Below are 23,143 nucleotides of genomic sequence, written 5' to 3' on the forward strand. Positions count from 1 at the left end.
CGCGCACGGCCGGAGGGCGCCTGATCGCGGGTCAGGCCGGGGTGGACTCGGCGACCGTCTTGAGCCGGGCCAGTCCCTTGTCGAAGTCCTTGCCGATGAGGTTGTCGATCGGGAACACCTTGCCGAGCACGCCCATCAGCCCGGAGTGGGTGCCGGTCATCTGCCAGGTCACCTCGGTGCCACCGGCAACCGGAGCGAGCGTGAAGGTGACGAAATTGGTGGCTTTGAACGGTTTCTCGAAGGTGAGCTCCACGCCGACCTCGCGTTCGGCGTCGGCCTTGATCTCCATCACGCCCGCACCGGCTTTGCGGTTGCCCCGCCAGGCGTAGCGGGCGCCGACGCCGGATTCCGGGCCGGTGTAGGTACGGGCGAGCTGCGGGTCGGCGTCTTCCCACGGCGACCACAGCCGCCACTGGCGGAAGTTGTCGATCAGTGCGTGGATCCGTGCCGGTTCAGCGGCGATGACGGTGCGCCGCGACACCTCGAAGTTGCCCATGTGCGTGAGCCTAAAGCGAGGTGGGGACAAAATCGCGGGACACAACGTCGGCGGTGTCGCGCTGGGGCGCGAACCGGGAACCCGTCGCCGCCCTCGCCTACGATGACATCCGGCATGTCTGTACAGCATCGCGGCCCCGAGGGGTCGCCCTCCGAGGCACTCTCCCGCGTTGTCGTGGGGGTGCTCGGCGTGATCGCGATCCGCCGCGACGACGCCGTGATCGCGCTACCCGGCGCCCGCGCCCGGCTGCTGCTGGCCGCCCTCGCAGTGCATCCAGGGCGGGCTCGGAGCGCCCAAACGCTGATCGACGAGGTGTGGGGCGAACAACCACCCCGCGCACCGATGAACGCGCTGCACACGCAGGTCTCGCGCCTGCGGGCGATGCTGCCCGACGGCGCACTGGAGATCGGCCCGGCCGGTTACCGGCTGAGATTGCCCGCCGACAGCGTCGACCTCACCGCGGTCGCCGCGCTCGCCCGCCGAGCCGATGAACACCTGGCTGAGGGAAACGTCGCCGACAGCCTCGCCGCGATCGCACTGGCCCGGACGCTGTGGCGCGGTGAACCGGGCGCCGATCTCCCCGATTCCGCCCCGGCCGCCGACCTGCGCACAGCCGCCGCCGACCTGGGCCGCCGCCTCGATCACACCGAACTCACCGCCCACCTCACGCACGGCGACGTGGCCGACGCCGTTCCCCTCGCCCGCGCCGCGGTCGTAGCCAACCCGCTGGACGAATCCGCCCACGCGACCCTGATCCGGGTCCTCGCCGCCGCAGGCCGGCCGAGCGAAGCCCTCGAGGTCTTCGCCGCCTACCGCCTACGCTTGATCGAAGAACTGGGCGCCGACCCGGGCCCCACCCTCCTCGCCCTCAACACCGCCGTCCTCCGCGGAGAACCGATCGAGCTGCCCGGACGCGCACCACAACACCGCGTCCAGTCGGGTCCGAGTGCCGCGACGACCAGCGGCCGATCCGCCGGCGCATGGTCGTCGGTCGGCGTCAACGGCGACCGGCCCGGCCGATCGGGCAGCGACGCCGGGAGCTCCGACGGTGGGGGAGCCGGCCCCGGGTTCGCAGACGGGGTGGGGGCCGGTCAGCGCGGCCGGCCGGTCGGCGCCACCGGAAACGACTCCGGTGGGACCGCCGATTCCCAGTCCGCGGCAGGCGCTGGAGATACCGCGGCCACCGACCGGCGCGGCCCGGGCAGCCCCACGCCGCGCACCGCCGTCGGACTACGCGCAGCGCCCAACGAATTACTCGGTCGCACAGTGGATCTCGACGCGATCACTGACCTGGCACGGCGCTCCCGAGTGACGACCGTCCTCGGACCAGGCGGCACCGGCAAGACCAGGGTCGCCAACGCGGTGGGTGAACGCATGGCCGGTTCGGTGCCGGTGGTACTCGTCGAATTGGCCTCGGTGCAGCCCGAATCGGAGGCCGGACCGCAATCGCGCAAAGACATCGAGGTCGCCATCGGGCAGGTGATCGGCCTGGGTGAGATGCGGGAGACGGGTGCCATCCGGGCGGGCGTGCACGTGGATGTGAGCACCCGTCTGCGTGAGGCGCTCGCGGCGCGGCCGATGGTGCTGATCCTGGACAATTGCGAGCACGTGATCGATGCCGCGGCTGAGGTGGTCGCCGATCTCGTCGGCAGTTGCGCCCAGTTGACCGTGCTCACCACCAGTCGTTCGCCGCTGTCGATCACCGCCGAATCCGTCTATCCCCTAGCTCCTTTGGCGATCGACGCGGCCGGTTCGCCTGCCACGGACCTGTTCTCGGCTCGCGCCAGGGCGGTACGCCCCGATGTCCGCCTCGACCCCGACACCGTGGCCCGGCTGTGCCGCACCCTCGACGGTCTCCCGCTGGCGATCGAGCTCGCCGCCGCACGGGTGCGCACGATGAGCGTCGCCGAGATCGAGACCAGGCTCGACCATCGTTTCGCCCTGTTGCGCAGCGGTGATCGGTCCGCGCCGCACCGGCATCGCACGCTGCACGCGGTGATCGCCTGGAGCTGGAACCTCCTCGACCCCGATCAGCAGGTGACCCTGCGCAGGCTGAGCCGTTTCCCGGCCGGGTTCACCGCGGCCGCGGCCGCGGTGGTCGCGGCGGGCCCGGATGTGGCCGTCGCGGTGGACGGGCTGGTCGCCCAGTCCCTGCTCACCGTCCTGGACGACCCAGACGGCGCGGGCATCCGCTATCGCATGCTCGAAACGGTCCGTGAGTTCGGCGCCGAACAGATCGCCACCGTCGACGCGGTGACCGATGGCGCCGAATCCGCGCTCGTGCTCGACAGGATGTTCTGCTGGGCCAGGGAATTCGCGCTGGGGTCGTTCCGCGGCTACCGCGGCGGCGGTCAGGTGAGGTCCGTGCTCGCGGTGTCGGCCGACCTGGACAACCTGGTCGCCGTGCTGCGCTCCGCTGTCGATCGCGCCGACGCGCCGACCGCGTACTCGGTCTTCCCGGTGGTCGCGATGGTCTGGGTGATGCGTGGCGCGCACCTGGAATTCACCGGGTGGGCAATGCGATTGGTCGCTCTCGCGCCGCCGCCACCGTCCTCCGCCGAGGACGCCGACCTGCAGATGATCGCGCATCTGCTGACCTGCCTGCACATGCTGTTCCTCAAGGACGGCGGCACCCGCGCGACGGCGATCGTGCGCACCCGTGCGCGGCGGCTGCTGACCAACCCTGTTCTCGATCCGGGCCTGTACTTCCTCGGTACGGTGATCACCTTGCGGCCCGAGCCGTTCCGGTTGGGCAGATTGTTCGCCCGGGGCGCGCGTTCACACCATCAGCAAGTCCGGGTCGCCGCGCTGGTGGCGCGAGCCAACTTCTGGGAGAACGGCGGCAACGTCGCGGGCTCGACCCGCGACTCTTTCCGCACCCTCGACGACATGGATCCGGCGGAGGTGTGGGGGACGGCGACGGTGTGCCAGCACCTGGCCCAGCTGTCCGGCCAGTCCGCGAACTATGACGACGCAGTGAAGTATTACCGCCGCACGCTGGAGCTGATGGGCGAGCTCCGGGTGCACGAGGAGATCATGGAGAGTCGCTGTTACCTGGCCGCCGCTTTGGTCGGCGGCGGGCACCTCGAGCAGGCGCGTGCCGAACTCGACTTCATCGTGCGACCGAACGATTCCGGTGTCAGCCCCGTTGACGACCCCATGGTTCGCCGTAACCACCGGCTGGCGAACGCCGCTACCGCGCTCGCCGAACTCGAACTCGCCGAGGGCGATGTCGACGCCGGGCTCCGCCATTACCGCCGCGGGCTCGAGCTACTCGGGTGGCCCGATTTCGAACCGACGCCGGGCCCCGGTTCGCTGATGGTAGCGGCGGCCACCCTGAGTGCCCATGTGCTCCACGGCCGGGCATCCGCTGCCGCGGGTCTGGCGACCGAGCTGATCGAGACCGCCGATCAGCGGTTGGCGCAGTACATCGACCTACCGCAGATCGGGGCGGTCGCGTGCGGGCTCGGGTCCTACTTGCTCACCACCGACTCCGGGCGCGCCGACGGTCTCGAACTGCTCACCCTCGCAAGGACATCGGTGGCCAGGCAGGACGGCCCCTCGATGGAGTTGGCCGCCCACATCGCCCTGCACCGGGGTGTCGTCGGCGATGCCGCGATGGACGCGGCCCTGCATCGCGCGGCGGGTACGCGTCGTCTCGAGGCCGCGAAGCGCATCGTCGAGATCATCGCCGGACTGCACTGACACGACAACGGCATCCGACCCACTGGATCGGATGCCGTTGCGGAGGAGCGGTGTTCAGGCGCGGCGCATGTAGGCCCGCACCGCCAGTGGCGCGAAGATCGCGATCACCACGAGTGATCCGACCAGCGACCAGACGAGGTCGGTGCCGTAACTGTTGGTGTTCATCAGCTCTCGGCAGGTGTTGACCATGTAGTACACGGGGTTGACGTGGTTGAGACCCTGCATCCAGCCCGGCATGGTGCTCACCGGGGCGAAGGCGCCCGACATGAACGTCAGCGGGAACATCACCATCATCGAGATGCCCTGCACCGACGCGGCGCTCTTGCCGGTGACGCCCACCAGCGCCCAGATCCAGCTGACCGCGAACGAGCACACCACGACCACCAGGCAGGCCGCGACCACCCCGACCAGACCGCCGCCGGGCCGGTAGCCCAGGCAGAGCCCGACCAGCACGGTCAGCGTCGAGGCGATGGCGTAGCGCACCATGTCGGCCAGTAGCGCACCGGACAGTGCCGAGACCCGGGCGATGGGCAGGGATTTGAAGCGGTCGAACACGCCCTTGTCCATGTCCTCACGCAACTGCGTGCCGGTGACCACCGAGGTCAGCACCACGGTTTGCACGAGAATGCCCGGGATGAGCACCGGCAGATAGCCGGACACGCTGCCCGAGATCGCGCCGCCGAAGATGTAGGTGAACAGCGCCGTGAACAGGATCGGCTGCACCGTCACGTCGAAGAGCTGTTCGGGATTGTGTTTGATCTTGAGCAGGCCGCGATAGGCCATCGTGAACGAGGTGGAGATCGTGTCGCGCAGGCTGATTCGGTCGCTGGCCTGGGGAATGTCGTCGATGGTTGTGGGAGCGGTGAGAACTGCGGTCATGCCGCGCTCCGTTCGGTGTCGTCGGATTCGTCGGCCGGGTGGCCGGTGATGGTGAGGAAGACTTCGTCCAGCGTCGGCTTGCTGACGGTGATCTCCTCGACCCCGATCTCCCAGTCGCGCAACCGGATCAGCAGGTCGGCGGTGAGATTCGGGTCGGGCAGCGGCGCGGTGAGCCTGCCCGCCTCGGGGCTGATCTGCGCGCTCACGTCGAGGAAGTCGCCGACGATGCGGCGGGCCTCGTCGAGCTGCTCGGGATCGACCAGGGTCAGGTGGACCGACGCGCCGCCGATGGAGGCCTTGAGCTCGTCGGCGGTGCCGTCGGCGATCACCTTGCCGCGGTCGATCACCGCGATCCGGTCGGCCAGCTGGTCGGCCTCGTCGAGGTACTGGGTGGTGAGCAGCACCGTCGCGCCCTCGCGGACCAGCCTGCGGATGGTGTCCCACATCTGCGCGCGGGTGCGGGGATCGAGGCCGGTGGTCGGCTCGTCGAGGAACAGCAGCGGCGGGGTGGAGATGAGGCTGGCAGCGAGGTCGAGGCGCCTGCGCATACCGCCGGAGAAGTTCTTCAACGGCTTGGACGCGGCCTCGACGAGGTCGAATTCCTCGAGCAGCTCGACGGCTTTGCGCCGGGCATCGCCCCTGCTCAGGCCGAGCAGGCGGGCGAAGATGATCAGGTTCTCGGTGGCGGTGAGTTCCTCGTCGACCGAGGCGTACTGGCCGGTGACACCGATCAGCGAGCGCACCGCGTTCGGTTCGGCCACAACGTCGCGGCCGAAGATCCGGGCGCTACCGCCGTCGGGGCGGAGCAGGGTCGCCAGCATCTTGATGGTCGTGGTCTTGCCCGCGCCGTTCGGTCCGAGTACGCCGTACACAGCGCCGCGCGGCACCGTCAGGCTGACCCCGTCGACCGCCCGCTGCTTCCCGAACACCTTGACCAGCCCGTCCGCCTCGACGGCGAGGGATGAAGTGGGTGTGTAAGTCATGAGCACTACCGTGCCCACCCCGACTTGCACGCCCCTTGCGCAGCGCTGTCGTCGTGCGGCTACTCGGCCAGCAGGAGCGTGCGCAGGGCCGCGCGGTCGGGCTTGCCGGGGCCGCGGAGCGGGATTTCGGACAGGACGGCCAGTTCACGCGGTGCGGCGATCGAGTCGAGTTCGGCCACCACGTGGGCACGTATTTCGTCCAGCGTCGGCGCGGCACCGGGTGTCGGCACGATCGCGACCGCGACCCGCTGACCCAGCCGCTCATCGGGCAGGCCGAGCACGATGCACTCGCGGATACCGGGGTGGTTGGCCAGCACAGCCTCCACCACCTGCGGAATCACCAGCAGTCCGCCGGTCATGATCGCCTCGTCGAGGCGGCCCGAAATCGAGAGCACACCGTCGTCGAAGGAGCCCGCGTCCTCGGTCCGGAACCAGCCGGGCTCGGCGAAGGCCGGGTGATCGGGCAGATTGCGGTAACCGCGCGCGATCATCGCACCGCCCAGAATGACGCGACCGTCCTCGATCCGCACCTCGGTGCCGTCGAGCGGCACGCCCTCGTAGACGCACCCGCCGCAGGTCTCGCTCATCCCGTACGTGCGAACCACCGTGATACCGAGGTCGCGCGCCCGGTCCAGCACCGGCGCGGGCGTGGCCGCACCGCCGACCAGGACACCGTCGAGTTCGGCCAGCGCCTTGGCCGCTATCGGCGAATCCAGCGACTTGATCAGCTGGGTGGGTACCAGTGCGGTGTAGCGACGCGGTCCGCGCATCGCACCGACAGCGCCGGCCAGCGCCTCGGGCAGGAATCCGCCCGACACGTCGAGCACGGTCGGCTCGGTACCGGCAAGAATGCTGCGCAGCAGTACCTGGATACCGGCGATGTGATGGGTGGGCAGCGCCAGCAGCCAACTGCCCGGCCCGCCGAGGCGGTCGTGGGTGGCGTTACCGCTGGCACGCAGTGCCTCGGCGCCGAGCAGCGCGCCCTTGGGGATACCGGTGGTGCCCGAGGTCGTCACTACCAGCGCGACATCGTCATCGATCGGATCGCCCGGTTTGAGCGCGTCGGAGAGTCTGCGCGCCTCCCGGCGATCGGTGGTCGGGATCGGTAGCCACGCCGGGCCGCTGCCGTCGAGGGCTTGGCGCAGGTGGGGCATCACTTCGCTCACCCCGGCGCCGGTCGGCATCTGCAGCGTCCGCAGGGTTCTGCTCACGCCGCGGCCTCGCTGGCGCTCGGCCGCACCGTGCGCATCGCGCGCTGGCACATGATTCGCTCGCTGTGCTCCCTCATGCCCACCACCTCCGGAAACAGCTTGCCGCGCGCCCTCACGGCTTCGATCGTGTCATGCGACCGACAAGACCCGGCCAACGGGTCGGTTTGTCGGGAAACGGGTCGGGAAAGCCAGACATAGCGACTGCGATTCAGTAGATGGACAACACCACTCGCACTGCGGTCCGGACGGCGTCGGTCGGGCGCTTGCTCGCAGCTATCGTGCGCGGCCGAGCCGTCATCGGCAACTCGGCTCGGCCGCGGGCACAGCCCTCTCACTCCGGTGACCAGCGCTGATCCCGCCGGATCGGATGTTCGGCGGGAACCTGCACCAGCACGATGGCGACCCCGTCCGGATCGCGCACCCACATCTCCCACAGACCCCAGTGTTCGAGCACCGGTGCGCGCTCGATCTCGATTCCCTTCAGCGCCAACTCCGCCGCCGCGTCCTCGACATCGCGCACCTGCAACCAGATCGCGCCGTCGAAGCTGCTTGCCTGCCCGCTGCCACCGTGTGCGGCGACCTCGAGCAGCGACTGCCCGGCGAAGAACACCGTGCCGCCCGGGTACTCCCGTGCGATCGCCAAGCCGAGGCTGTCGCGGTAGAACGCCAGCGTGCGACCGTAGTCGCTGGGACGCACGATGATCCGGCTGTTGAGAATCTCCATGGGGTGTCCGTTCTCAGAAGTACCAGGGGTAGGGCGTCCAATCGGGCTTGCGCTTCTCCAAGAACGAGTCTCGGCCCTCGACCGCTTCGTCGGTCATGTACGCCAGGCGAGTCGCCTCGCCCGCGAACAGCTGCTGACCGACCAGGCCATCATCGAGCAGGTTGAACGCGTACTTCAGCATGCGCTGCGCCTGCGGCGATTTGCCGTTGATGTCGGCGGTCCACTCGAGCGCGACGTTCTCCAGCTCGTCGTGATCGACGACCTTGTTCACCGCACCCATCTGGTGCATCTCCTCGGCCGTGTACGGCCTGCCGAGGAAGAAGATCTCGCGCGCGAACTTCTGGCCCACCATCTTCGCCAGATACGCGCTGCCGTAACCACCGTCGAAAGAACCGACATCGGCGTCGGTCTGCTTGAACCGCGCGTGCTCGCGCGAGGCGAGCGTCAGATCGCAGACCACGTGCAGGCTGTGCCCGCCACCCGCCGCCCAACCGTTGACCAGCGCGATCACCACCTTGGGCATGAAACGGATCAGCCGCTGCACCTCGAGGATGTGCAGTCGGCCCGCGCGCGCCGCGTCGACCGTGTCGGCGGTCTCGCCATCGGCGTACTGGTAGCCGTTGCGGCCGCGGATGCGCTGGTCACCACCGGAACAGAACGCCCAGCCACCGTCCTTCTCGCTCGGACCGTTGCCGGTGAGCAGCACCGCGCCCACGTCGGGGCTCATCCGCGCGTGATCGAGCGCGCGGTACAGCTCGTCGACGGTGTGCGGACGGAATGCGTTACGGACCTCGGGCCGGTCGAACGCGACCCGCACCGTGCCCTGCTCGATATGGCGGTGATAGGTGATGTCGGTCAGGTCCTCGAACCCGGGGACGGGCTGCCACAGCTTCGGATCGAAAGTCACGACCACGATTATTGCCCTACCTTCCGACGTCGCGGTACGAGGTCGTAACACTGCAGCTCGAGCGGTCGCCGCATACTCTGAGTACCCGATGCGTATAGTTGCGCCTGCTCGTACATCGAACCGATCCGGAGGAACCTGAAAGTGGTTGCAGCACTGTCTGAATCCCTGCTCGACGACGCCAAGCGTCCGGCTTTCCTTGCTGACGCCGTCGAGGTGCTCGACGCCGAGGTCTCGGACAAAGGTGGTGCGTCCGGCCTGGCAGTGAAGGGTGGCTACGCGGCGGTCAAGAAGATCAGCCCGACCATCGTTCCCGACGGCCTCGCGTCGCTGGCGCCGAAACTGCTCGATCAGCTCCAGCCGTACTGGGCGGAGTTCACCACCTCCGGCACCGGCACCTTCGCCGATCTGCTGGCCGCGAAGTCCGATGAGGTTGCCGAGTCGCTGCTGGCCGTCACCGACGCCCGCGCCGAGTCGTCCACCCGGCCTGCGCTGAAGAAGGTGTACTCGTCGATGCGTGGTTCGGCCAAGAAGCACGTCATCGAGGCACTGCCGCGCGTCGGCGATCTGGTGCAGAAGCACGCAGGCTGAGCGGTAAGGCGAGGTAGCCCTCGCCGCGATCGTCCGATTGGGCCGGTGTGAGTTCGGGTAACCGAACCGCACCGGCCTTTTCGCGTTCGTGGGTGACCACCCTCACGCAACAGGGGTGTGCGGTGGTGGCGGACACATCGATTCCCGGTCGGCGGTAAATTCCGGGTCGGTCTGTGTGAGGAATATTACCGCTCCGGTGAACGCCAGGATAATTGCGGGTTGCCACGAATTCGTCATATGCGCGTGCGTCATCTTCGCGATTGACAACTACCCGGCCTTATCGGTTACGTTGCCAATCAAGCGATTCGAAAGGTGAATTGCTTCAAGTGACTGCATTGCACAGGTCGAAAGGAAGTTTGCTCACATGATCTCTCGCAAGACCCTCGCCGCCACCGGTGCTGCCGCTGCCGCCGCTGTCATGTTCTTCGGTCCCGCCGTCGCGAGCGCCGACACCGGCTCCGCCGAGGCCTCCACCGGCTCGGCTGACGTGCTGACCGGCTCGTCCTCGGGTTCCGGCGTGCTCGAGTCGGGCAGCGCCGCTGCCGACAGCGCCACCTCCGCTGTTCTCAACATCATCGAGTCCATCACGGGCATCCAGGATCTCACCGCCCCCGCGGAGTGAGCTGACTCTTCGTTCGGCCGGCCTTTTACCGGGTTGGCGGAAATTCCGGCGGCGGGCGTCTTGCTCGTCGCCGGATTTCTTTCTTTTGTTGTTCTCTTTGCGATTTCATGAATATCGGTTGCTGCTGGATATGAATAGCTGTCCGGCTCTTCGGTAATTGGTTGAGGCGTTCGTATATCGATACGCCGTCCGGCTCGGTGACGCACGCAACGCGGGCCGGGGGCAGACGGGTGCGCGCCGGTCTGACAGGCTGTGATTGTGAATCCGTCTACTGCGCAGGCTCGAGTGGTCGTCGACGAGCTCGTCCGCGGCGGCGTCCGCGAAGTGGTGCTGTGCCCCGGATCGCGTAACGCGCCACTGGCCTTCGCGCTGCAGGCGGCGGACGCGGCAGGCGAGCTGCGGCTGCACATGCGCGTCGACGAGCGCACCGCGGGATTTCTCGCGATCGGTCTCGCGGTGTCGTCCGGGCGGCCGGTTCCGGTTGTGATGACCTCCGGCACGGCGGTGGCGAACCTGGGCCCGGCGGTCCTGGAGGCCAACTACGCGCGGGTGCCGCTGATCGTCGTCAGTGCCAATCGGCCCTACGAGATGCTCGGTACCGGTGCCAATCAGACGGTGGAACAGCTCGGGCTGTTCGGCTCTCAGGTGCGTGCCACGATCAGCCTCGGGCTGGCCGAGGCCGAAGCGGGGGAGTCGGCCTACCCGCGACAGAACAGTGTGTGGCGTTCGTCGGTGTGCCGAGTGCTCGCCGCCGCGCGCGGAACCCGTTCCGGCAACGCGGGTCCGGTCCAGTTCGACATTCCGCTGCGGGAACCGCTGGTCCCGGAGCTGTCCGACGACCCGCTGCCCCTCGGCCGCGAGGGCGACCGGCCGTGGACGGCAACCCAGTACGCCACGCTCGACGTGCCGCTCGACATCGATCTGACGCCCGACACCGTCGTCATCTCCGGCCACGGCGCCCGGCTGCTGCCCGAACTCGCCGCGCTGCCGACGGTGGCCGAGCCGACCGCGCCGATGCACGGTCCCGCCCTGCATCCGCTCGCGCTGTCGCTGCTGAAGCCCACCCAGGCGATCATCACCGGTCGCCCCACCCTGCACCGGCAGGTCTCGCGCGTGCTGGCCGATCCGGACGTCACCGTGTTCGCGCTCACCACCGGTCCGCGCTGGCCCGATGTCTCCGGCAATGTCGTCGGCACCGGCACTCGCGCGGTGACCACCGGCGCGCCCGCGCTCGCGTGGCTGGCGCGCTGCTCCGAACTGAACCAGCAGGCCGAATCGGTGGTGCGGGCCGAGCTGGCCGCGCATCCCAAGGCGACCGGCCTGCATGTGGCGGCCGTGGTCATGGACGGACTACGCGAAGGCGATCAGCTGCTGCTCGGTGCGTCGAACCCGGTGCGCGACGCCGCCCTGGTCTCGCATCCACGGCCGGGTATCCGCGTGCTGTCCAATCGCGGCGTGGCCGGGATCGACGGCACGGTCTCCGGTGCCGTCGGTGCCGCGCTGGCGCATCCGGGCCGCACCGTGGCGCTGATGGGTGACCTCACCTTTCTGCACGATGCGTCCGGTCTGCTGATCGGTCGTGGCGAACCACGTCCGGACAACCTCACGATCGTCGTCGCCAACGACGACGGCGGCGGTATCTTCGAGTTGCTCGAACAGGGCGATCCGCAGTACGCGGGCGTGTTCGAGCGGGTGTTCGGCACACCGCACGGCATGGATCTGGCCGCACTGTGTGCCGCCTACCGCATCCCGCACCGTCAGCTCGATCCCGCCGAACTGGCCGTGGAACTGGCCGCCGACGCGCACGGTCTGCGGGTGCTCGAGGTGGCGACCGAGCGGTCCAGCCTGCGTGAACTGCACGCGGGTCTGCGGACGAAGATCGCCGGTTAGGCGAACCTCCGCCCTCGCCGCAGCCGTGCGCGAACGGCGATCGAACGCTGTCGCGCCGGTCAGCCGTCCTCGGCGACGGTGAACTCCTCGCCGCCCTCGTCGAAGGGGACGGGGATGGTCTGTTCGATCACGTCGGCCGGATTCGCGGTCTCGGCCTCACGGGCGATGGTGGCCGCCATCTCGTCGGTGTAGTCGGCGGCGTCGGAGTAGGCGGGATCGTCGGGGTCGTCATCGCGGAAGGCGGACTGTTCCTGTTCGACGCGATCGGCCTCGGGGACCTCGTCCAGTGGGCGAGAGCTTTCGTAGTCGATCATCGGTGCTCCTCGTTCGTCGGCCTGCTCGATCGGTTGAGCCTCGGACGTGATGTGACGCTGATCGGGTCCTGCGCTGTCCAGCGTGCGCCGATCCGGTGCCCGCGGCAACCCGCACCGATGACTTTCCGGCGACGGTGTCGTCTGCATGAGTGCAGCCACCTGCCATCGCTGAGGAGCGCTCATGGAACCACAGTTCGATTTCGAACCAGCCGCCCGATCGCTGGCCGCGGTCGTCGACGGCATCACCGACGACCAGCTCGCCGACCCGACGCCGTGCGCCGAGTCCACGGTGCGCGATCTGCTCGCCCACGTGGTCGGGCTGACCGAGGCGTTCCGCCAGGCCGCGACCAAGGAGTCGATCGGCCGGTCCGTGCCACCGCCCGCCGGTTCCGACAGCCCGCTGCCCGATGACTGGCGCACTCGCATCGCCGCGCAGCTCGAGACGTTGACGTCGGTGTGGCGCGTGCCCGAGGCATGGGACGGTGACACCGAGGCCGGTGGAGTGGAGCTGCCCGCCGCGGTCATGGCGATCGTCGCGCTCGACGAGATCACCATCCACGCGTGGGATCTCGCCGTCGCCACCGGACAGCATGTGACCGTCGCCCCCGCGGACCTCGCGATTCTGCACGAGTTCCTGCGCGAGACCGACCCCGCCGGAACTCCCGGCCTATTCGGCCCGGTCGTCGAGATCCCGGCCGACGCTCCCGCCTTCGACCGGCTGCTCGGTCTCACCGGTCGCGACCCGGCCTGGCGTTCCCCGGTGGTCGCCTAGCATCGCGCTCCCTCGTCCCCTGCGTTCAGTCGTCGAGGCTCTCCGCGGTGATGACGAATGTCCCCGCGGCGGCGGCGATGGCGGCGGCCCGGGCCGATCGGTCGGCGATGTCGTCGTCGATGGGATCGCCGCTGGCCAGTAATCGGTAGTAGAGCGGCGCGGAGACCGCGGAGAGCACGGCGCGCGGGTCGGTGCCGACGGGCGCCTCGCCACGGATGACGGCGGCCTCGACACACGGCGCCCATTCGTTGAGCCGGGTGTCGTAGAAGGTGTGCAGCGCGGCGGCGGTGGCGTCGTCGCAGGTGGCGGCCGCGATGACCGCGCGAAACAGGTTGCTCTGGCGACCGTCGGCGAGAGTCTTCGCCACCAGGCGGGCGTTCGCGGTCAGATCGTCGAGCAGTGAGCCGGTGTCGGCGCGGGGCAGTGACTGCTCGGCCATGTCGACGAGCAGATCGGCGACCAACCCCGCGGGCGTGCGCCAGCGGCGGTAGACAGTTGTCTTGCCGACCCCGGCGCCGGTGGCGACCTCGGTCAGGTCGAGGTGCGCGAATCCGCGGTCCGCCAGCAGATCACCGGCCACTTCCAGGACGGACTCGCGCACCCGGGCGGTGCGTCCACCAGGCCGAACGGAGCCCGGCCAAGCGATGTCGTGGTCCATAACGGAACTCCTGTTTCATTTAGCGCGGATCGGGTGTACTGTCGATCGTGTTAACGAAACTATAGACCCTTTAGGAGCTCTCATGGAGTACCGACGGCTCGGCGCATCTGGTCTTCTCGTTCCGGCACTCGGCTTCGGCGCGGGTACTTTCGGCGGTCGCGGTGCGCTGTTCAGCGCATGGGGTGATACCGATGCCGCGCAGGCCAGGCGCTTGATCGACATCAGCGTGGAGGCCGGCGTCACCCTGTTCGACACGGCCGACGTCTATTCCGACGGCGCGTCGGAGGAGATACTCGGCGCGGCGATCAAGGGCAGGCGCGAGCAGGTGCTGCTGTCGACCAAATCGGCGCTGCCCACCGGTCCCGGCCCTCACGAGGCGGGCTCGAGCCGCGCCAGGCTGATCCGCGCCGTCGACGCCTCGCTGCGCCGCCTCGGCACCGACTACCTCGACCTGTTCCAGCTGCACGCCTTCGACGCGGGCACGCCGCTGGCGGAAACACTCACAGCCCTGGACGATCTGGTGCGGGCAGGCAAGATCCGCTATCTCGGCGTCTCCAACTTCGCCGGCTGGGAACTGATGAAAACACTCGCTACCGCCGAGGCTCTCGGCCTGGAAAGGCCGGTGGCGCACCAGGTCTACTACTCGCTGGTCGGTCGCGACTACGAATGGGAACTGATGCCGCTCGGTGCCGACCAGGGCGTCGGCTCCATCGTCTGGAGTCCGCTCGGCTGGGGCAGGCTCACCGGCAAAATCCGTCGCGGACAACCGCTTCCGGCGGGAAGCAGACTGCACGAGACGGCTCAGGCGGGTCCGCCCGTCGACGACGAACGGCTCTACGACGTTGTCGAGGTGCTCGATCGTATCGCCGCCGAAACCGGCCGCAGCGTCCCGCAGATCTCGCTGAACTGGCTGCTCACCCGGCCCACGGTCGCCACGGTGTTGATCGGCGCCCGCAACGAGGAGCAGTTACGCCAGAACCTCGGTGCGGTCGGTTGGCAGCTCGACCCCGAACACCTGGCCGCGCTCGATGCGGCGAGTGCGACCACACCCCCGTACCCCTACTACCCGTACCACCGGCTGCCCGACTTCGCCCGGCTCAACCCGCCGACGATCCACGCGGCGGCCTGATCGGATCAGTACACGTCGCGCACGTACCGCTTCTCGGCGACGAGCTGCTTCTTGAAGGCCAGCGCGCCGGCCTCGTCCAGCTTTCCGTGGATCTGGGCGATCCGCAGCAGGGTGTCGTCGACATCCTTGGCCATCCGGGCCGCATCACCGCAGACATAGAAGTGGCCGCCGTCGCGCAGCCACGACCACAGCTCGGCGCCGTGCTCGATCATTCGGTGCTGGACATAGACCCGCTCGCGCTGATCGCGGGAGAAGGCAAGGTCGAGCCGGGTGAGGAAACCGGAGCGGAACATGTCTTCGAGCTCGGCGCGGTAGTAGAAGTTCTGGGCGGCGTGCTGGTCGCCGAAGAACAGCCAGTTGCGACCGGTCGCGCCGATGGCCCGGCGCTCGTGCAGGAAACCGCGGAAGGGAGCGATACCGGTACCCGGCCCCACCATGATCATCGGGGCGTTCGGGTCCAACGGCGGACGGAAATGCGGTGCCCGCTGCAGAAAGATCGGCACCTCGGTCGTGCCCCGGTCGGCCAGGAACGTCGAGCACACCCCACCGCGCCGCGCCGAGGTGCCCACCGGGTCGCCGTAGCGGACGACACCGACCGTCAGCTGCACCTCGTCGGGCGTGGTCAACGGGCTCGACGAGATCGAATACTGGCGTGGTTGCAGCTTTTTCAGTGCGCCCAGCCAGTCGACGAGATCGGTGCGTACCGGGAAGTCACGCAGCACGTCGACCGCCTGGCGGTCCCACAGGTAGGAGGCGAGCTCATTGCGATTGTCGCGGCGCAGCAGCTTGGCCAGCTGTGGGTGTGGGTTGCGCTCGCCGATGAAGCCGAGCAGGTCCTGGCTCACCTTGGTGATGTCGTAGTGGGTGCGCAGGGCATCGGTGAGCGTGAGTTCGCGGTCGTCTACCTCGATCACGCGCCGGCCGTCGAGTCCGGTGCAGGTGAGCCATTCGTCGACCAGATCGGGACAGTTGGCGGGCAGCACGCCCAGCGAATCGCCCACTTCGTACCCGGCGTCGAGGTCGTGCAGGTCGAAACCGAAGCGCCGCACCTCTTTCGGTGAGCCGGGTGCACTGAGGATCTCGTTGCGCATCAGGGTGGCGCGGACCGGGGACTGGCGGGTGAACGGAGCGGCGGTGGCGCGCTTCGCTCGGGCAGGCGCGAGTTGCCGGTCGAGCACGGTCGTTCCACCGCGACCGGCCGGTGACGGCATCGCACGGCCCGAATCGGCGTGCCGGGCAACGTTGCTGGTGCCGATCGAATCGCGGCCGTTCGATGCGCCGACGAGCGAGGCATCGCGGCCGCGCGGAGCGCCACCGGTCGGACCGCCGTCGTCGGGCGATCCGCTGGTGATCGCGATCAGGACATCGTCGAGCCACTGATCGGCGGTGTCGGCGAAATCGGGCTCGCTGTCCACCCGCGCCAGCAGTCGCTTCGCGCCACGTTCAGCGAACAGGGTGTCGAGCTTGCGGCCATGGCCACAGAAGTCGTCGTAGGAGGAATCGCCGAGTGCGAACACCGCGTACCGAACACCGTTGAGGCGAATGATGCTGTCTTCGAGCCTGGTCCAGAAGTCGGCACCGTTGTCCGGCGGGCCACCGTCACCGAAGGTGCTGGTGACGAGGAGAACGTCACCGGTGATCGAGGTCAGCTCGCACGAATCCATGTCGAGCAACGACGGCGTGAGTCCCGCCTCCGAGAGGCGGGCCGCGACGGTGGCGGCCAGTTCTTCGGCGTTGCCGGTCTGGGAGGCCCACAGGACGGTGACCGGGTGGGAGTCGGGGCTGTCGGTGGCTTCGGTGGCGGCGCCGGCGTTGCGGGAGTACATGCCGGCCAGCAGTCCGTCGACCCACAGGCGTGACTGTGTCGACAACGGTGCGCTCACCGGAAGCACCGGCTGCCCGGTCACCGGTAGCGACTGCAGGGCGGCGAGGTAACCGCCGAGATAGATGCGCTCGGTCTCGCTGAGCGTGGGGGAGATGCCGGCGTCGAGGCCGAGGATCCCGGCCAGTGGATGCGCGGCCGGTTGTGTGGGCAGCTGCGCGGGGTGCGGAGGTGCTTGCTCAGGTGTGGCGGCCGGGCCGACCCGGCGCAGCGCCACCGCGCACGCCTTGAACTCCGGCTGCAACGAGGCCGGATCCACCGCGTCGTTGGTGACCGCGTTGATCGTCAGGTATTCGCCCTGTTCGTCATTCCAGTGGAAAGGAGCAAAACAATCACCAGGTCGCACCCGGTCGCTGATCCGCACCGGCAGCACAGCACGGCCCCGGCGCGACGCGATCTCGAGCTGATCGCCCGGCTTCAGATCGAGCTTCTCGGCGTCGGTGGGATGAACTTCGACGAACGGCTCGCCGTTCAGCTTCGTCAGCTTGGCGACCTTGCCTGTCTTGGTCATCGTGTGCCACTGATGCTGCAGCCGACCGGTATTGAGCAGGAAGGGATAGTCGTCGTCGGGCAGTTCGGCGGCGGGCATATGCGGGCGGGGAAAGAACACCGCGCGCCTGCTCGCTGTAGCGAATGCCAGCCGCGGGGTGGTTCCGTCGGCCGCCGTGTGCAGCGGCTGATGGGTGCCGTCGTTGATATAGCGGATCGGGTTGCGCGGGGTATCCGCGTCATTGCACGGCCACTGCATCGACCCCTGTGCCAGGCGTTCGTAGCTCATGCCGCTGAGGTCGTAGCCGGTGGCCGGGTTGGTGAACTGCCGCAGCTCGGCGAACACCTCGGCGCTGGAGGCGAAATCGAAGCCGGGGAAACCCATCGCCGTGGCGACCTGGGCGATCAGCAGCCAGTCCGGTCGCGCGTCGCCGATCGGGTCGACCGACTGCTGCAACAGGGTGACGTTGCGCTCCGAATTCACCATCACCGCATCGGCTTCGGCCCACAGTGCGGCGGGCAGCAGCAGGTCGGCGTAGGCGTTGGTCGCGGTCTCGGCGTAGGCATCCTGCACCACGACCAACTCGGCCGCCTCGAGGCCCGCGATCACCGTTTTGCGATTGGCCACGGTGGCCACGGGATTGGTGCAGATGATCCACGCGGCCTTGATCTCACCGTCGGCCAACCCGCGGAACATGTCGATCGTGCCGGGGCCCGACTCGGTGCGCAGGGTGCCGTCGGGCAGATCCCAGGCGGTTTCGACGAAGGTGCGGTCGGCGGGGGAGAGCAGGCTGCGTTGCCCGGGCAGGCCGGGGCCCATGTAACCCATCTCGCGGCCGCCCATGGCGTTGGGCTGGCCGGTGAGCGAGAAGGGCCCACTGCCCGGCCTGCAGATGGTGCCGGTGGCCAGGTGCAGGTTCACCAGTGCGTTGGTGTTCCAGGTGCCGTGCGTGGACTGATTGAGCCCCATCGTCCACAGCGACATCCACTCGCCGGCTTCGGCGATCATCGTGGCCGCGGTGCGGATATCGGCTTCGGCGAGGCCGGTCAGTTCCGCGACGCGGTCCGGGGGATAGTCGGCGAGGAACTCGGGCATCGCGTCCCAGCCCTCGGTGTGCTCGGCGATGAAGTCGGTGTCGATCGCACCGGCGGTGACCAGCAGGTGCAGCAGCCCGTTGAGCAGGGCGAGGTCGGTGCCCGGTGCGATCTGCAGGAACAGGTCGGCGCGCGCGGCGGTATCGGTGCGGCGTGGGTCGACCACGATCAGCTTGGCGCCCGCCTTGAGCCGGTCGGCCATACGCAGATACAGGATGGGGTGGCAGTCGGCCATGTTCGCGCCGCTGACCAGGAACAGGTCGGCGTGTTCGAAGTCGTCGTAGGAACCGGGCGGCCCGTCCGCGCCGAGCGACTGCTTGTAGCCGGTGCCCGCGCTGGCCATGCACAGGCGCGAGTTGGCCTCGATGTGTTTGGTCCGCAGGTAGCCCTTGGCCAGTTTGGTGGCCAAGTACTGGGCTTCCAGCGACATCTGCCCCGAGACGTAGAGGGCGATCGCGTCGGGGCCGTGCTCGTCGAGGATCGCGCGCAGGCGGGTGGCGGTTTCGTGAACGGCCTCGTCGACCGGCAGTGGGACGGGGACCTGCCCGCGTTCGGGGCGCCGGTAGGCGGTGTCCATCCGGCCGGGCGCGGCCATCATCTCCGCGTGGGTGGCGCCCTTGGTGCACAGCCTGCCCGCGTTCGCCGGATGCAGCTTGTCGCCGCTGACCTTCGCGATCAACCGCGCACCAGACTGATCAGTCTTTGTCTGGACGTTTATGCCGCAGCCGACGCCACAATACGAGCACTGTGTACGCACAGTGTCCGTGCCGCGGCCGTCCGCTTCCCCTGTCATGACTCGATCATCCGCATCGGTCGTTGCGCTCGATTTACCGAACGTTATGTCCAGGTGACAATCGACCTCACAAGACGAAATCCCGACGGTGAGGATACGGCCCGAATATCACCCCTGATCAGGGCGCATTCCGGACTGTCGGCGCACGACCACGGACGAGTCGGGGTGACCGGACTCACCCCCGCCGCCGCCGGTGTTTCAGCCCAGTTTGTAGCCGCGGTGCAGTGCCACCACACCACCGGTGAGGTCACGCCACTGCACCGAGTCCCAGCCGGCGTCCGCGACCCGGCGGGCCAGCCTGCGCTGGTTCGGCCAGGCACGGATCGACTCGGCCAGGTACACGTACGCGTCCGGGTTGGAGCTCACGGCGCGTGCCACCCTGGGCAGCGCCTTCATCAGGTACTCCATGTACACGGTGCGGAACGGTCCGAACACCGGTGTGGAGAACTCGCAGACCACGACCCGGCCGCCCGGTTTGGTCACCCGCAGCATCTCGCGCAGTGCCAGATCGATGTCGGCGACATTGCGCAGCCCGAACGAGATGGTCACCGCGTCGAACGAATCATCGGCGAACGGCAGCGCCATCGCATCGCCGGCCACCATCGGCACCTGCCGGAAACGGCCCGCCGCGAGCATCCCCTGGGAGAAGTCGGCGGCCACACACCAGGCGCCGGACTTGCCGAGTTCCACGGTCGAGACGCCGGTACCCGCGGCCAGGTCGAGGACCCGCTCGCCGGGACGCAGCGCGAGAGCACGTCGCGTCGCCCACCGCCAGTACCGGTCCTGGCCACCGGAGATGACCGTATTGGTGAGGTCGTAGCGCTTCGCCACACCGTCGAACATCGACGCGACCTCGTGGGGTTGCTTGTCCAGCGAAGCCCGAATCGGTTCTCGCTGCTCTGTTGTCGCCACGCACCGAGCTTAGAGTTTTTTCGCCGCGATAGCGCGGGTGGGTTGCGCCACTCAGGCCGTGCGCGGCAATCGCTCGCGCATCCCGGTGACGTCGGCGTAGTGACCCATCAGCTCGGTGCAGATCGCGGGCCAGGTGCGGTGCAGCACCGACTTGCGCGCCGCCGCCGCGAACCGGCCGCGCTGGCCCGCGTCACGCAGGGCCGACACCGCGCTCGGCAGCAATTCCGCGAACCGGTCGACCGGCAGCAGATACCCGTTGCGGCAGTGCGAGATCAGATCCCGTGGCCCACCGGCATCGGGCCCGATCACCGGCACACCCGAGGACAGCGCTTCCTGCACGCCCTGACAGAACGTTTCGTGCTCGCCGGGATGCACCATCACGTCCAGGCTGGCGTAGTGCGTGGCCAGCTCGCTGCCACCCAGTTCGCCGGTGAACACCGCGTCCGGCATCACTCTGCGCAGCCGGGCCCGTTCCGGTCCGTCGCCCACCACGACGAGCTGGATCGACGGGTCACCGGCCAGTGCGGCCAGCCGTTCCACGTGCTTCTCCGGTGCGAGCCTGCCCACGAACCCGACGACGAGCCGGTCGCCGGCACCGAGCCAGCTCGCCCGCAGCTCGGCACTGCGCGCGGCCGGGTTGAACCGGGCGATATCCACGCCACGGCCCCAGCGGTGCACCCGGGGAATCCCGTGCTCGGCGAGATCGTGCGCGGCCGCCGAGGACGGTGCCAGCGTGCGGGTGGCGCCCTCGTGGATCCGGCGCGTCCACGCCCACGCGGCCCGTGCGGCCAGCCCGAGCCCGTAGCTTTTGGCGAACCCGGCCACATCGGTCTGATACACCGCGACGGTCGGCAGATCCAAGCGCGTCGCCGCGGCGAGCCCACCCGCGCCGAGCAGGAACGGCGAGGCCAGGTGCACCACATCGGGATCGAATGCGGCGATGGCGGCGGTGATGCCCGGTTGTGGCAGGCCCACCGGCAGCGAACTCACCTTCGGCACCATCATCGCGGGCACGCGGTGCACCGGGAATCGGCCGTGGAAGCGAGGTGCGGGTGGGGCGCCGCGCAGGGAATCGGGCGCCACGATCATCGCGTCGTGACCGTGCTGGTCCAGGTGATCCAACACCCGCAGCACGGAGTTGACGACGCCGTTCATGTTCGGCAGGAAAGACTCCGAGACGATGGCTACGCGCACTCTTCCAGGGTGACCGCCACACCGCGCGACACCCCCACACCGACGTGAAGCCGGGGCGAACAGCAAACGAAGTTACGACTCGCGCTGCTTGCGGCGCACGATCCAGAGCACCGGCAGGGCGAGCGCCCACGCCACGAAGATCACCGAGGCTGCCGGGATGATCGCCACCCGCGCGTCGCGCCCGGCCACCCGGACCAGGTCGGGGTCACGCGTGCTGTACTCCACGTTGATCCGCTGACCAGCGGTCAGATTCGTCGGATACAGGATGCCGACCTTCGGATTGTGGGTCACGCTGTCGGGCGTCACATAGATCACCGCCGAACGCAACCGGCCCGCCGACAGCACCTCGCCGGAGGTCACGCCACGATGGCGCTCGATTTCGAAGTCGTTGCGCCAGGCCGCGAGTACCAGCAACACCATCAGCACGCTGACCACGGTCGCTGCCCCGACCACCCACACCCGAACCCGGCGCAGGCGCTTGTTCCGCCGCTCCGACAGGCTGGTTTCCGACACCCGCCACACAGTACCGGTCACCTAGGGGACCGGAAGTTCCCGCACGCGCCGACGCCCCACGAGTCCCTCCCCTAACATTCCCGCTATGTCCCGCAAATTCAGCTTCACCGTGCCCTACACCGTCCCGGTCGAAGAGCTTCACCGGGCACTTGTCGACGACGCCGTCTGGCAGGCGCGTTTCGCCGGCGCCGAGACCGCGACCATCGAACTCTCCCATCCCGACGGCCCCGATTCGATCACCATCGATATGACCGAAACCCCCGGTAAGGACAAGGTTCCCGCGCTGGTGCGCAAGGTGCTCAAGAGCGATCTCGTCCTGGTCCGCACCGACAACTGGCAGCCACTGGCAGGCGAGGTCGCCAAGGGCAGTTTCACCGGCAACACCAGCGGCATCACCACCGAGATGTCGGGCACCTATGAACTGCGGCCCACCGCCGAGGGCAGCGAGATCGAGGTCGTCGGGACGGTCAAGGTGAAGGTTCCGCTGGTCGGCGGCGCAATCGAGCCGCTGGCCGAACAGTTGCACCAGCGCGTCCTGAACAGCGAACGCAAATTCATCGAGAACTGGTTCGCCAAGCTCTGAGCCGACAGCGAGGGGTGCCGCTCCAGCGAGCGGCACCCGCGCGTCAGCCGCGATTCTCGACCAGCACCAGCCAGTTGCCCGAGTTGTCGCGAATGATCGCCTCGGTGCCGTACGGGCGTTCGGACGGCGGCTGAATGAACTCCACACCCTTCGCGGTGAGTTCCTCGTAGGTCTTCTGGCAGTCGGCGGTGCGCAGCCCGAGGGCGCCGTGGGTGTCGTCGGCCAGTGCCCGCCGGATCGCATCGGCGAGGTCGTCGGTGAGCGGCGGCCCCGGGATCATCAGTGTCACCTCGAGCTCGCGATGATCGGGGTGGGCGATGCTCACCCAACGGAAGCCGTTGTCGCCCATGCTGTCCCGCCTCCCCGTGAATTTTGGCTGGACTCAGGTGCGGTTCGCTCCCGTTGGCGGCAGGCGGAACCAGGGCGGCTGAGTTGGCTGTGGTCGGCGAGTTACCCATGTTCCTCCGGTGGTAAGTGCCGCATCAAATGCGCCAGCCGATGATTCGTTGAGGGACTACTACCAGCGAAGTTCGCCTACAGATCAGCAGCACCTGCGCGCGTAAGGACATGGGTAACTCCCCGACCACAGCAAACCTGGCTCGGTCGGAACCCCCGGTCGCCAACGCGGAACCATCGCGCATCTCAGTCCGGCCAGAAGTCGCGGGGTGGCGGTGGAGAAACTCCTGCGGCGCGGGCGAGTTCGTCGAGGTCGAGCGGGTCGGCGTACTGCCGGTCGACGAGGTCACGCGCTTTGCGTAAGTGCGGCAGCAGGGCCGGCACCGGACGCCGCGCCGCGCCGCTCAC

At 68.5% G+C, this 23,143-nt stretch carries 19 protein-coding genes and 2 pseudogenes; 7 read left to right on the plus strand and 14 right to left on the minus strand.

Going from position 1 to position 23,143, the window contains the following annotated elements:
- Window positions 1–31 precede the first annotated feature (31 nt).
- Window positions 32–496, minus strand: a complete 465-nt coding sequence (locus ACWFRF_RS26780) for an SRPBCC family protein (RefSeq protein ID WP_449969203.1) — start codon at window positions 494–496, stop codon at window positions 32–34.
- Between the two features lie 114 nt (window positions 497–610).
- Here ACWFRF_RS26780 and ACWFRF_RS26785 point away from each other — a divergent pair, with 114 nt between their 5' ends.
- A complete protein-coding gene (locus tag ACWFRF_RS26785) occupies window positions 611–4,201 on the plus strand; it encodes an AfsR/SARP family transcriptional regulator (RefSeq protein WP_452452828.1) in 3,591 nt (1,196 codons plus the stop codon).
- A gap of 54 nt (window positions 4,202–4,255) precedes the next feature.
- Here the strand turns inward: ACWFRF_RS26785 and ACWFRF_RS26790 are convergent, their stop codons facing one another.
- From ACWFRF_RS26790 to ACWFRF_RS26810, 5 genes are all read right to left on the minus strand, one after another.
- Window positions 4,256–5,080, minus strand: coding sequence for an ABC transporter permease (locus tag ACWFRF_RS26790; protein WP_379313714.1), 825 nt, complete (start codon window positions 5,078–5,080; stop codon window positions 4,256–4,258).
- Complete coding sequence (locus ACWFRF_RS26795; RefSeq protein WP_378990992.1) at window positions 5,077–6,063, minus strand: ATP-binding cassette domain-containing protein; 987 nt, start codon at window positions 6,061–6,063, stop codon at window positions 5,077–5,079. The genes ACWFRF_RS26790 and ACWFRF_RS26795 overlap by 4 nt, the downstream gene beginning before the upstream one ends.
- A gap of 59 nt (window positions 6,064–6,122) precedes the next feature.
- Window positions 6,123–7,247 (minus strand): o-succinylbenzoate--CoA ligase, encoded by a 1,125-nt coding sequence (menE, locus tag ACWFRF_RS26800; protein ID WP_379312391.1) that lies wholly within the window; start codon window positions 7,245–7,247, stop codon window positions 6,123–6,125.
- 358 nt (window positions 7,248–7,605) lie between these two features.
- Window positions 7,606–7,998, minus strand: a complete 393-nt coding sequence (locus ACWFRF_RS26805) for a VOC family protein (RefSeq protein WP_452452830.1) — start codon at window positions 7,996–7,998, stop codon at window positions 7,606–7,608.
- 13 nt (window positions 7,999–8,011) lie between these two features.
- A complete protein-coding gene (locus tag ACWFRF_RS26810; RefSeq protein ID WP_056816187.1) occupies window positions 8,012–8,905 on the minus strand; it encodes a 1,4-dihydroxy-2-naphthoyl-CoA synthase in 894 nt (297 codons plus the stop codon).
- Between the two features lie 141 nt (window positions 8,906–9,046).
- Between ACWFRF_RS26810 and ACWFRF_RS26815 the strand changes: the two genes are divergently transcribed.
- The 3 genes from ACWFRF_RS26815 to menD all read left to right on the plus strand — a co-directional run bounded on the left by ACWFRF_RS26815 (window position 9,047) and on the right by menD (window position 12,005).
- Window positions 9,047–9,493: a DUF6918 family protein gene (locus ACWFRF_RS26815; RefSeq protein WP_056814402.1), complete on the plus strand. Its 447-nt coding sequence runs from the start codon at window positions 9,047–9,049 to the stop codon at window positions 9,491–9,493.
- 364 nt (window positions 9,494–9,857) lie between these two features.
- Complete coding sequence (locus ACWFRF_RS26820) at window positions 9,858–10,115, plus strand: hypothetical protein (protein ID WP_378990990.1); 258 nt, start codon at window positions 9,858–9,860, stop codon at window positions 10,113–10,115.
- 258 nt (window positions 10,116–10,373) lie between these two features.
- A complete protein-coding gene (gene menD / locus ACWFRF_RS26825; RefSeq protein WP_452452833.1) occupies window positions 10,374–12,005 on the plus strand; it encodes a 2-succinyl-5-enolpyruvyl-6-hydroxy-3-cyclohexene-1-carboxylic-acid synthase in 1,632 nt (543 codons plus the stop codon).
- Window positions 12,006–12,064: 59 nt separating this feature from the next.
- Here the strand turns inward: menD and ACWFRF_RS26830 are convergent, their stop codons facing one another.
- Entirely contained in the window at window positions 12,065–12,319 is a 255-nt protein-coding gene (locus tag ACWFRF_RS26830) for a hypothetical protein (protein WP_379312386.1), read from the minus strand.
- Window positions 12,320–12,500: 181 nt separating this feature from the next.
- On the opposite strand from ACWFRF_RS26830, the gene ACWFRF_RS26835 reads away from it, so the two are divergent.
- Window positions 12,501–13,091, plus strand: coding sequence for a TIGR03086 family metal-binding protein (locus tag ACWFRF_RS26835; RefSeq protein WP_452452835.1), 591 nt, complete (start codon window positions 12,501–12,503; stop codon window positions 13,089–13,091).
- 25 nt (window positions 13,092–13,116) lie between these two features.
- On the opposite strand, the gene ACWFRF_RS26840 is transcribed toward ACWFRF_RS26835, so the two are convergent.
- The gene (locus ACWFRF_RS26840) at window positions 13,117–13,749 is read right to left on the minus strand and encodes a TetR/AcrR family transcriptional regulator C-terminal ligand-binding domain-containing protein (RefSeq protein ID WP_452452837.1); all 633 of its coding nucleotides are present in this window, start codon (window positions 13,747–13,749) and stop codon (window positions 13,117–13,119) included.
- 82 nt (window positions 13,750–13,831) lie between these two features.
- Between ACWFRF_RS26840 and ACWFRF_RS26845 the strand changes: the two genes are divergently transcribed.
- Window positions 13,832–14,878: an aldo/keto reductase gene (locus ACWFRF_RS26845; RefSeq protein ID WP_452452838.1), complete on the plus strand. Its 1,047-nt coding sequence runs from the start codon at window positions 13,832–13,834 to the stop codon at window positions 14,876–14,878.
- A 5-nt stretch (window positions 14,879–14,883) separates the two neighbouring features.
- Here the strand turns inward: ACWFRF_RS26845 and ACWFRF_RS26850 are convergent, their stop codons facing one another.
- The 4 genes from ACWFRF_RS26850 to ACWFRF_RS26865 all read right to left on the minus strand — a co-directional run bounded on the left by ACWFRF_RS26850 (window position 14,884) and on the right by ACWFRF_RS26865 (window position 21,756).
- Window positions 14,884–19,137: a molybdopterin-dependent oxidoreductase gene (locus ACWFRF_RS26850; RefSeq protein WP_452452839.1), complete on the minus strand. Its 4,254-nt coding sequence runs from the start codon at window positions 19,135–19,137 to the stop codon at window positions 14,884–14,886.
- A gap of 198 nt (window positions 19,138–19,335) precedes the next feature.
- Complete coding sequence (locus ACWFRF_RS26855; protein WP_378990977.1) at window positions 19,336–20,049, minus strand: demethylmenaquinone methyltransferase; 714 nt, start codon at window positions 20,047–20,049, stop codon at window positions 19,336–19,338.
- A 51-nt stretch (window positions 20,050–20,100) separates the two neighbouring features.
- The gene (locus ACWFRF_RS26860) at window positions 20,101–21,243 is read right to left on the minus strand and encodes a glycosyltransferase family 4 protein (RefSeq protein ID WP_452452841.1); all 1,143 of its coding nucleotides are present in this window, start codon (window positions 21,241–21,243) and stop codon (window positions 20,101–20,103) included.
- A gap of 72 nt (window positions 21,244–21,315) precedes the next feature.
- Window positions 21,316–21,756 carry a DUF3592 domain-containing protein gene (locus tag ACWFRF_RS26865; RefSeq protein ID WP_379316246.1) on the minus strand — a complete coding sequence of 147 codons (441 nt, stop codon included), beginning with the start codon at window positions 21,754–21,756 and terminating at the stop codon, window positions 21,316–21,318.
- 85 nt (window positions 21,757–21,841) lie between these two features.
- On the opposite strand from ACWFRF_RS26865, the gene ACWFRF_RS26870 reads away from it, so the two are divergent.
- Window positions 21,842–22,339, plus strand: coding sequence for a DUF2505 domain-containing protein (locus ACWFRF_RS26870; protein ID WP_452452843.1), 498 nt, complete (start codon window positions 21,842–21,844; stop codon window positions 22,337–22,339).
- 43 nt (window positions 22,340–22,382) lie between these two features.
- Here ACWFRF_RS26870 and ACWFRF_RS26875 read toward each other — a convergent pair.
- A pseudogene (locus ACWFRF_RS26875) lies at window positions 22,383–22,691 on the minus strand (VOC family protein); the annotation flags it as partial.
- 323 nt (window positions 22,692–23,014) lie between these two features.
- A pseudogene (locus ACWFRF_RS26880) lies at window positions 23,015–23,143 on the minus strand (helix-turn-helix transcriptional regulator); the annotation flags it as partial.

The sequence above is a fragment of the Nocardia sp. NPDC055165 genome, from assembly GCF_053606985.1.

Bases quoted from the DNA above. Each gene is read 5' to 3' on its own strand.
- ACWFRF_RS26780 (WP_449969203.1), bottom strand. From the start codon at position 496: ATGGGCAACTTCGAGGTGTCGCGGCGCACCGTCATCGCCGCTGAACCG.
- ACWFRF_RS26785 (WP_452452828.1), top strand. From the start codon at position 611: ATGTCTGTACAGCATCGCGGCCCCGAGGGGTCGCCCTCCGAGGCACTC.
- ACWFRF_RS26790 (WP_379313714.1), bottom strand. From the start codon at position 5,080: ATGACCGCAGTTCTCACCGCTCCCACAACCATCGACGACATTCCCCAG.
- ACWFRF_RS26795 (WP_378990992.1), bottom strand. From the start codon at position 6,063: ATGACTTACACACCCACTTCATCCCTCGCCGTCGAGGCGGACGGGCTG.
- menE (WP_379312391.1), bottom strand. From the start codon at position 7,247: ATGCCGACCGGCGCCGGGGTGAGCGAAGTGATGCCCCACCTGCGCCAA.
- ACWFRF_RS26805 (WP_452452830.1), bottom strand. From the start codon at position 7,998: ATGGAGATTCTCAACAGCCGGATCATCGTGCGTCCCAGCGACTACGGT.
- ACWFRF_RS26820 (WP_378990990.1), top strand. From the start codon at position 9,858: ATGATCTCTCGCAAGACCCTCGCCGCCACCGGTGCTGCCGCTGCCGCC.
- ACWFRF_RS26830 (WP_379312386.1), bottom strand. From the start codon at position 12,319: ATGATCGACTACGAAAGCTCTCGCCCACTGGACGAGGTCCCCGAGGCC.
- ACWFRF_RS26835 (WP_452452835.1), top strand. From the start codon at position 12,501: ATGGAACCACAGTTCGATTTCGAACCAGCCGCCCGATCGCTGGCCGCG.
- ACWFRF_RS26840 (WP_452452837.1), bottom strand. From the start codon at position 13,749: ATGGACCACGACATCGCTTGGCCGGGCTCCGTTCGGCCTGGTGGACGC.
- ACWFRF_RS26845 (WP_452452838.1), top strand. From the start codon at position 13,832: ATGGAGTACCGACGGCTCGGCGCATCTGGTCTTCTCGTTCCGGCACTC.
- ACWFRF_RS26850 (WP_452452839.1), bottom strand. From the start codon at position 19,137: ATGACAGGGGAAGCGGACGGCCGCGGCACGGACACTGTGCGTACACAG.
- ACWFRF_RS26870 (WP_452452843.1), top strand. From the start codon at position 21,842: ATGTCCCGCAAATTCAGCTTCACCGTGCCCTACACCGTCCCGGTCGAA.